This is a genomic window from Paenibacillus algorifonticola, from assembly GCF_050481745.1.
Lineage (GTDB): Bacteria > Bacillota > Bacilli > Paenibacillales > Paenibacillaceae > Pristimantibacillus > Pristimantibacillus algorifonticola_A.
This window is the reverse complement of the sequence record NZ_JBCNGR010000037.1, coordinates 61,038-68,484: the sequence shown is the minus strand read 5'-3', so window position 1 is coordinate 68,484 and position 7,447 is coordinate 61,038. Positions and strand designations below refer to the sequence as shown.

The 7,447-nt window shown below is 42.5% G+C and carries 6 protein-coding genes; all 6 read left to right on the top strand.

Annotated elements, in window-relative coordinates:
* The coding region (locus ABEW34_RS27010; protein ID WP_430163337.1) for a LamG domain-containing protein at positions 1-423 on the top strand (423 nt) is incomplete at its 5' end.
* Positions 424-726: 303 nt separating this feature from the next.
* The gene (locus ABEW34_RS27005; RefSeq protein WP_430163345.1) at positions 727-2,406 is read left to right on the top strand and encodes a sensor histidine kinase; all 1,680 of its coding nucleotides are present in this window, start codon (positions 727-729) and stop codon (positions 2,404-2,406) included.
* Positions 2,407-2,414: 8 nt separating this feature from the next.
* Positions 2,415-3,998 (top strand): response regulator, encoded by a 1,584-nt coding sequence (locus tag ABEW34_RS27000; protein WP_430163334.1) that lies wholly within the window; start codon positions 2,415-2,417, stop codon positions 3,996-3,998.
* A gap of 201 nt (positions 3,999-4,199) precedes the next feature.
* Positions 4,200-5,552, top strand: coding sequence for an ABC transporter substrate-binding protein (locus ABEW34_RS26995; protein ID WP_430163331.1), 1,353 nt, complete (start codon positions 4,200-4,202; stop codon positions 5,550-5,552).
* A 71-nt stretch (positions 5,553-5,623) separates the two neighbouring features.
* Positions 5,624-6,571 carry a carbohydrate ABC transporter permease gene (locus tag ABEW34_RS26990; RefSeq protein WP_430163328.1) on the top strand — a complete coding sequence of 316 codons (948 nt, stop codon included), beginning with the start codon at positions 5,624-5,626 and terminating at the stop codon, positions 6,569-6,571.
* Positions 6,556-7,395: a carbohydrate ABC transporter permease gene (locus ABEW34_RS26985; protein WP_430163325.1), complete on the top strand. Its 840-nt coding sequence runs from the start codon at positions 6,556-6,558 to the stop codon at positions 7,393-7,395. Before ABEW34_RS26990 ends, ABEW34_RS26985 begins: the two co-directional genes overlap by 16 nt.
* Positions 7,396-7,447 lie beyond the last annotated feature (52 nt).

The following is a 7,447-nucleotide window of genomic DNA, read 5'->3' as shown; positions in this document are numbered from 1 at the left end:
GGTAATACGGCGGAACAGAATATTTCGCAAGGCAGCAATTTAACGGCGAATACATGGAAGCATATTGCGGTAACTTTATCAGGAAGTACCGGTATTCTCTATATCGACGGAGTTCAGGCAGCAACAAATACGGGTATGACGTTTAAGCCTTCCGATCTGGCACCGACGACCAGTGGAAACTTTATTGGAAAATCGGAATGGGCAGGTGATAAATATTTGAAAGGGCAGATTGATGACTTCAGAATCTACAACCGTGTTATTAGCGCATCAGAAGTTACGAGTGTAATGAATGGGGGAACTTGGGCAGTGTCGACAATGCCGACAGGCGCATCAGCCAGCGGTGGGCCTTATACAACGATTGTTACAGATGTAATTGGAACAAGCTATACTGATTCAGGCCTGACGGTAGGTGCCGCATATTAATACGGTAAGCGCCGTTAATCCAAGTCATAGAAGCGCTGACGGTAGGTGAGATTGCTTCCTTTGCTCTTTAATTTTGAGAGCTTGAAAATTTGTGGTAAGCTAAAGACCGCTCTTATGGAGGAGCGGTCTTTATTTACGAGGAGATACAATTATTATCATACACTGTTATGGTGGTAAGGGGACCAGACTATGAAAACTTCCCGCATATTTCGAAAAAGTATTCAGAGCAAATTTTTTATTGCATTCTTACTCGTAATGATCATTCCAACTACTGCTCTGAGCGTGAGCTCCTACTTCTTGTCCGTGAAAATTGTGAAAGAAAAGGTCAGTCAATCCTTTCAAGAAAACTTATTGTATATTGGGAATTCAACAGAAAAGGAGCTAGCAGGCATTGAAAAAATTACGGAGTTGATCTACATCAACGAGGATATCCAGCATGCCATAACGGCCGATAACAGCAACAATATTGTGTTCTACAATAATTTGAAAAGAGTCGACCAGGTTTTTGACAATATATCGTTTTATTCGAACTATTACTCCTATATTACTTCCCTCTTTGTATTCGGAAAAAATGGCAGTCAGTTTACTTATGGCAATGATGCCTATACCATTAACACCGATGACATTCAAACCTCAGCATGGTATAAAACCATGCTTGAATTAAACGGAAAAGTCCTTTGGCTAGGCGTTCACGACAATGACAACGACTTCAGGAGAAATCAGGTGTTTTCAATTGCCAGAGTCATTAACGATACGAATCACAATAACATCGGAGCTATCTATTTGAATTTGAGTACGAAAGTATTTACGGATATTTTAAGCAAGGCTTCGCTAAAGACGCAAAGTCAAATTTATGTGGTGGATCAACGTGGAAGAATCGTGTTTCCCGAACAGCAAAGCACCAAAACGTTACAATCAGAAGGAATTAGCCTTCCAGATCATATCAAAGAATCGGGCCTTGAAATCAAGAAGGATGGACAAACATTTCTTACTTTTTCTTATAAAATCGAGGAGTATGGTTGGAAAATCATTCAGATGGTGCCCGTTGAGGCGCTGACCAAAGATAATAAAATCATCATTAACGTAACGGCAATCGTGTTTCTAATTTCGTTTTTATTTACGGGAATCCTCTGGTACCTGGTTTCAAGAAATATCGTACGTCCCATCAAACATTTGATTTCTACGATGAAAGAACTGAGGGGCTCTAATCTTGATGTGAAAGTTAAAGTAACGAGTACAGATGAAATCGGCCTGTTAAGCGTAACTTATAATTACATGATCCAGCGGATTAACGCGTTATTCAATCAGGTTGTTGAGGAAGAAAAGCAAAAAAGGAACGCCGAAATCAAAGCACTTCAAGGACAGATTAATCCTCATTTTCTTTATAACACGCTGAACACGATTCGCTGGATGGCGATTATTCAGAAAGCGGATGGAATTAAAGAGGTTGTTGATGCATTAGGCCGTTTGCTGAAAAATACGTTCAGACAGCCCACCTCGATGATTACATTGGGTGAAGAGATCGTTATGATCAAAGACTATATATTCATTCAGCAAACGAGATATCGGGACAAGTTTCAAGTAAATTATGAGGTGGAAGAAAGGTTCTATGCAGCGGAATGCGTTAAATTTATTTTGCAGCCGATTGTCGAGAATGCGATATTTCATGGTATTGAACCCAAGGAAGGGCCTGGAGTCATCACAATCAAGGTATATGCCGAGGATTCCGTGCTCCAGATAACGGTAGAGGATAACGGTATTGGCATGTCGGATGAACAAATATCGGAAACGATGAAATTCCGTCACCGGAATCAGGAGAGTGGCAATGGGATTGGCGTACAAAATGTTCATAATCGCATTCAAATGATATATGGCGAGAAGTTTGGATTGCATATCGAAAGCAAACCCTTATATTATACGAAGGTTCATATCACACTTCCATTATCCTTTAAACAAAATCCGAACGATACTGAAATAAGGTGAGATTAACGATGATTAAAGTACTTATTGTTGACGATGAAGCGTTAGTTCGTATAGGCATCAAGACGATTATCCCTTGGGAAGAGCTTGGGCTAGAACTTATTGGGGAAGCAGAGAACGGAAAAAAAGCATTGGAGATGGCTAGGGAGCACGTCCCTGACATTATCCTAACGGATATCAAAATGCCGATTATGACGGGAATAGAGCTGCTAAAAGCATTGAAGCGGGAAGACCACCCGGCTAAGTTTATTATTCTTAGCGCCCATGATGATCTCGAATTCGTCAAAGAAGCGATGAAGAACGGCGCCGAGGATTACATCTTAAAACTAGAATTGGAATCCGAACAGCTCATTGGCATATTAAAGGAGTTAAAGACGTTAATCTTGACATCAAGCAGCGAGCAAGTATATTTCTCAACTGCAAGGCCTGCCTATCATGCTCCTCTTCACAAAGAAAAGCTCTTTAAGGATATGCTGCTTGGCATTGTTAAGACACAGTCCGAGATCCTCCATCAATTAGAGGCAAATAGGTTAACGTTCCCGGATGAGCAGCTGGTATGTCTCATTATTGAAGTCGATGATGCGTCCATATATCTAAAATATGGCGAATCTCCGCATCTGCTCGATTATTCCGTATTGAATATTTTGGAGGAGGTGCTGTCCAGTTACGCATACGGACATGTCATCAGCCTTCAGCTGCAGCAGTTTATTGCCGTGTTGTCGTTACGACCAAAGGGGGATGCGAGGTCCTCCGAAGGGTTGGAAGAGTTAATGGCAAATATACGGATCACGCTGCGCAAATATTTAAGCACTTCGGTCAGTATAGGGATTAGCGAAATTTATGATGGCTATGAAAGACTCCAGCAAGCTTATAGAGAAGCTAAAGAAGCTGTCCGATTTGCCTTTATTTATCCGAGAGGGACGAATGTTTATTATCGCGATATTTGCTTGCTGTCTTCGCAAGAAACGGATGACTTATCAGCGGAAATGAAGAGCCTTGAAAAGGCATTCATTGACGGAGAAATGGATGATATCCAGCAAGCGTTGGAACGGTTAACCGAGGGGATCAGTCGTAACCATAAACTGACGAAAGAACTTCTAATGGGGATCAGCTTCACCATCTTTTATTTATTCCAGAGCTTTGTTGAAAATTATCAGCTCAGCGAGAAGGAAATCCTCACCAAGGATATGTACGATCGCATAAGCACAATGAGTATGAAAGTTGATTTTATTGAGTGGATCAATCAATTAAATGATCGGATGACCCGGCAACTGATGGAGAACTATGAAAGCTTGAGAGTCTACTTAACGAAGCAATTTATCAATAAACACTATAAAGGTGAGCTGTCTCTGGAAAAAGTTGCGGACTATTTGCAGCTTTCCCCCGCATATCTGAGCAATTTGTTTAAGAAAGAAACGGGGCAAAATTTTATCGATTACGTAACCGAAGTCAAAATTGGCCGCGCAAAATTTCTGCTTAAGACAACGGATTTGAAAATTGCCGAAATCGCAAGAGAAGTTGGTTATGGGGATGAATACTATTTCAGCAAAGTGTTCAAAAAGAATGTAGGGGAGTCCCCCTTAAAATATCGATAACGATCTGAAATGTACTTAATGAGATGACGACAATCTCAAAAAAGTACATTTTTTCTTTAAATAAGACAAATTCGTGCAGCAGAAAAATAGCGATATAGATAAATAGGATAAAAAGATAAAAGATATTGCATGGGAAAGACCTGTGGAGAATTTTATACTTTAATCAGAAAGACGATGAAATGATCGAAGGGGGCTAATACGATGAAAATAACAAAAAAAGCAGTGTTATCGTTGCTGTTGCTTGGGTGCGCAGGAACTTCTATTGCAGGCTGTAGCGGAACGAGTGACTCGCCTAACGAGTCGGCCGCAGAATCTAATGGGGGCGCGAATCCGGTCACGATCAAGTGGTATGTGACATCTGGAACAAGCAATCAGCCGACGACCAAGCAGATTCTGACTGATTACAAAGCCGAATCCGGGGTGACGGTGGCGCTGCAAGTGGTTCCTGGCGACGGAGAGGCCATCTACAAAAAAATCGACGTGGATCTTTCGGCAGGCGGCGACGTGGACCTGATTACGATTCAAAACCCGATTGTACATGCGAAATATGCCACCAATGATTGGCTTCTGCCGCTAAATGATATTTATAAAGAAGAGGGCTACGATTACGAGGCGGAGTTCGGCAAAAATTTGACCAAATTTAATGGGGATACCGTTTATACGCTTCCGGACGGCGTAGTATCTTGGGTTGTATTCTATAACAAAAAAATATTTGACGATGCGAATGTCCCTTATCCAAAAGGCGAATGGACGTGGGATGAATATATCGAAACCGCGAAGAAGTTAACTAATGCCAGCAAAGGAATCTACGGATCGTCCATGCCCGACTATGACAGCATATTATACCTGTTAGCCCAGCAGCGGGGCATAAATGGTTATAAGGCGGACGGGTCCTCCAACTATGATGATCCTGCTTTCAAAGAAGCGTTGCAATGGTATGGGGATTTAGGGAATACGCTGAAAATTCAGCCGAGCTGGCTAGAAATCAAGTCCAAAAAAATACCGTATGACACGTTCATGACTGGTAAATACGGCATGCAGTTTATCGGCTCCTGGTTTTCTTTCGCCCCACAGGATTTGAAATCCTATCCGCGGGATTGGAAGGTAGGCGTTACTCAGATTCCAATTGATCCGCAGGGCAAGAATAGCATCGGATCGTCCGGAGGCATTGCGGTAAATAAAGCATCGAAGCATCCGAAGGAAGCGGCGGATTTCGTAAAATGGTTTGCCAAAAATAATTATAAGTATTCCGGCGGGATGACGGCGCAAGTGAATCTGAGTGATGAGGAAGCGAACAAAATTTTTACCGATATGGCTTCCAAATACCCGGCTTCGGACGGTATTACGTCAGAGGAACTTAAAGCGGCTTTATTAACACCTAACCTTGGAATTGTACCTGAAAAAATTACGGGAACCATTCCGACCGAATATGGAAATATCATTCTGCAAGAAGGGGAATTGTATCTGGTTGGTCAAAAGTCGCTGGATGATACGATCAATGCGATCAAGACCCGTGCGGATGAAGCGATAAAAAAACAAAGCACAGTTAACTAACGAATGGTCCTTGCAAGCAAATAAAAGGTCACTTATGCGGATAAGTGACCTTTGAATTAGGAGTGAGAAGCATGTCCATACCACGGCAAATTGATGCTGCCTTAAGCATAGAAAAAAAAGACAAAAGAAGAAGCTTGAGTTTAGATAAACAAGAGGCGAGGGCTGCTTTCGTCTTTGTGCTGCCTTTCTTTATCGGATTCGTTATTTTTGGATTAGCGCCTTTTTTTTATGCGCTTTATATCAGCTTTATGGATTTCAATTCGTTCAAATCGTTGGATTCCTTGAAATGGACTGGGTTATCCAACTATAAGGCAATCTTTCATGATTCCGTTGCCTTGTCCTCGTATTTCAAAAGCTTCTATTATACGGTGATTTACGTCCCATTGTTGACGGCGGCCGGTTTTGCAGCAGCCGTCATGTTGAATAAAACGTTTCCTTGGAAGGCTTTTTCAAGATCCTTGTTCCTGATGCCGTATGTCGCCAACATCGTTGCCATTTCGATCGTGTTCACGATGCTGTTTGATCCCTTTGGCGGAATCGTCAACACGGTGCTTATGAAAATGGGCGTGGACAATCCACCTTTGTGGTTCGCAGGCAGCGGTACCGCTATTTTAACTACTGCACTGGTCGCGGTATGGGCCAATTTTCCGTTTCAAATGATCGTATATCTGGCTGCGCTTCAAGGCGTTCCAAGCGATTTGTACGAAGCGGCAGAAATGGATGGAGCATCCAGATGGCAGCGGCTGACCCGAATTACGCTTCCACTGGTATCACCGACTACTTTCTTCTTGGTCATTACGGCGACCATCGGGTCGTTCCAGAACTTTACGATCTTTAATGCGCTTACTAGAGGAGGACCGGGTATTGCTTCCCGAGTCAGTTCGCTAAATATCTACGAAGAGGCATTTTCTCTCAATCACTACAGTTATTCGGCGGCGCAAGCCATTGTCTTGTTTGTGATCATTCTGCTGATTTCGGCTATTCAATGGGGAGGACAGAAAAAATGGGTGCATTATTAGCAAGAAAGAACCTGTCCACAACACTGTACTCCATCCTTATGTTTATCATCGCGCTTACTATGATTTCTCCATTTATTTTTATGATCTCCGCTTCGTTGAAAACGACCGCGGATGCTTTCGATGATCCGCTTGCCCATATTATTCCGAAAACGATCTATTGGGACAACTATAAGACATTGTTTTCATCGCCTGATTATTTCATTTGGATCGGCAATTCGTTTAAGGTAGTTGTCCTTTCGATCTTGCTGCGCGGGTTCATGGTCACGATGGCTGCTTATGCATTTGCCAGATTGAATTTTAAGGGTAAAAGCTTGCTGCTATTCTTTTCGATGTCTACGCTTGCAATTCCGTCCGATACGACTGTTGTAGCCCGTTATTTAATGTATAAATACCTGCATATGTTGGACACCCATTGGGCGATTATTATTCCGGCGATTTTCGATGTGTTCTTCTTATTCCTGCTGCGGCAATTTTTCATGGGAATTCCAAAAGAAATTACAGAAGCGGCCATTATGGATGGATGTTCGCATTATCGCGTGTACTTCCGCATCATCCTTCCATTGGCGGTACCCGCATTGCTGACTATGGTGATCTTCTCCTTCGTCTTCATTTGGAACGATTTTGCAGGTCCCTATATCTTCATATCCAGCCAAAAGAAGCAGTTGGTGACCGTTGGCATTCAGTATTTTTCGTCTATAGCAGGAGCAAATTATTCCCTCCAGATGGCTGGTGCTTCGATCGTCGTTCTTTTGCCGATTATTTTATTCACCTTTGCTCAGAAATATTTTGTGCAAGGGATCGCTTCCAGCGGTGTGAAAGGTTAGGTCTCACGCGGATGGAATTGGCGTCTGCCTTGAGGCAAGCGCTGCGGTAAGC